This is a genomic window from Paenibacillus sp. BJ-4 (assembly GCF_020404765.1).
GTDB lineage: Bacteria > Bacillota > Bacilli > Paenibacillales > Paenibacillaceae > Paenibacillus.
In genome coordinates this window covers 1-205 of sequence record NZ_JAIVEM010000098.1, presented here as the reverse complement: position 1 = coordinate 205, position 205 = coordinate 1, and the positions used below count along the sequence as shown (strand labels likewise).

General features: G+C 48.8%; 1 protein-coding gene. It reads right to left on the bottom strand.

Annotation, left to right across the window (positions count from 1 at the left end; translation table 11 throughout):
• The coding region (locus LCF57_RS17760; protein WP_226001891.1) for a nitronate monooxygenase at positions 1 to 205 on the bottom strand (205 nt) is incomplete at both ends.

Genomic DNA, 205 nt, shown 5'->3' with positions numbered 1-205 from the left:
TTTCCGGGATACCGATGCATGTCATTCATAAATTCTGTTCGAATACCTCGTGCGGCTTTGCCAGAGTACACGCGAGTAATTTCGGTGCAATCCTCATTTTCTGAAAGAATCTTCTGTTTGTACGTTGTATGAGCACCGCTTTCGGGACACGCCAGAAAGGCAGTTCCCATTTGTACGGCGGCGGCTCCTAATGCGAGGCTTGCTA